Below are 1,268 nucleotides of genomic sequence, written 5' to 3'. Positions count from 1 at the left end.
TCACTAGTGTCCGGTAAAACCTTTTCAGAGCTGAAGGCTGCCTTGGGCAGCCTTCAGCTCTGTTCGCTTTTGCCTTCGGTATTCAAGGTGTTCGATGCTTAATGGGCGTTCGAACAAACTATGGGTCAGCCGAATGGCAAAGTCTGAAATAGCCCCCGAACAACCTGAGCGGCGCTGATAAAGGTGCAGCAAAAGGTAGGTAATCAAGGCGCTGTAGATCTGCAGACGGACGGCATTTTCGGAGAAGCCGAAATACCGTTTGAGCTTGAGGTTTTGCTTGATCCACTTGAAAAACAACTCGATCTGCCAACGTTGTTTGTACAGATCGGCGATCTCCTCAGCTGAGCGAGAGAAGTCGTTGGTGACCAGCACCAGAGGCGTTTCGTGGTCGTCTCGACGAACCTGAATCCGACGTACAGCCTGATCCTTGTAGTGATTCGGACGCCGAGTGTTCAGGTACTTCTTACCGAATAACACCGATTCGTCTGCCTCAACGAATTCCGGTGCATCCTCTTCCCTCAAATTTTCTACCTGCTTTAGATTGGCGTTTTTCTTCAGTCGTGTGACGAAGAAAGAGCCCATCTGATCAATCTGGTGCCACCAGTTGTAGTCGCAGTAACCCTTGTCGAAAACGTATGTCATACCCGCTTCAAGCGGCATGGTCAGGGCATCGCTCAGATCGTTGACGTTGGCGGCGGTGATGTTTACGTAAGTCGGGGCTGTTTGCCGTGGATCGATTGCCACATGCACCTTCAGGCCTTGAGTTATGCGGGTTTTCGTCGCGGTGGTCCATTCGTCAAAACCGGGTCCACGCAGGCTGATCGAGGTCGAATCGATCAAGGTGATCATCGCCTCGAGCGACTTGCGCTGTTTGCGGCCAATGCCTTGAAGCAAGTGCTCGCAGGCCAGTCGAAACGGCTCTGAGCTGCGCTTGTTCAGCGCGTCACAAAGGGTCGAGCGCACCATGTTCTTGGCGTTGAGGTGGTGACGATGGGGTTCCAACGACTGTGAAGCTGTTGCCAACGTACGCAAGCTTTTAGCTTGGACCATCTGACCGTAAATCAGCGTGATAAGTAGATCCCACGAAGTGAACTGCTTGGCATAACGATCAGCGCCACAGCGTTTGACGGATGCTTTGAAGAGCTGATGAGGAAGGGCCTGGAGCATTTGTGCAAATCGAGTGCTGCTGAACATGGGCGAAAATCGAGTCTGAAAACCTGATTATTGCTTACGAAGCAGGCACAGCAAGGGGGAGCAAGCTCCCCCTT

The 1,268-nt window shown here is 52.3% G+C and carries 1 protein-coding gene; it reads right to left on the bottom strand.

What is annotated here, in order from left to right; genetic code table 11:
- Positions 1-24: 24 nt before the first annotated feature.
- Positions 25-1,194, bottom strand: coding sequence for an IS4 family transposase (locus tag AC1RO5_RS30880; protein ID WP_493179553.1), 1,170 nt, complete (start codon positions 1,192-1,194; stop codon positions 25-27).
- Between the last annotated feature and the right edge of the window lie 74 nt (positions 1,195-1,268).

The sequence above is a fragment of the Pseudomonas sp. GW822-FHT02G04 genome (assembly GCF_058802085.1).
Note: the sequence above shows the minus strand (reverse complement) of the source record. Positions and strands in the feature narration are given on the sequence as shown.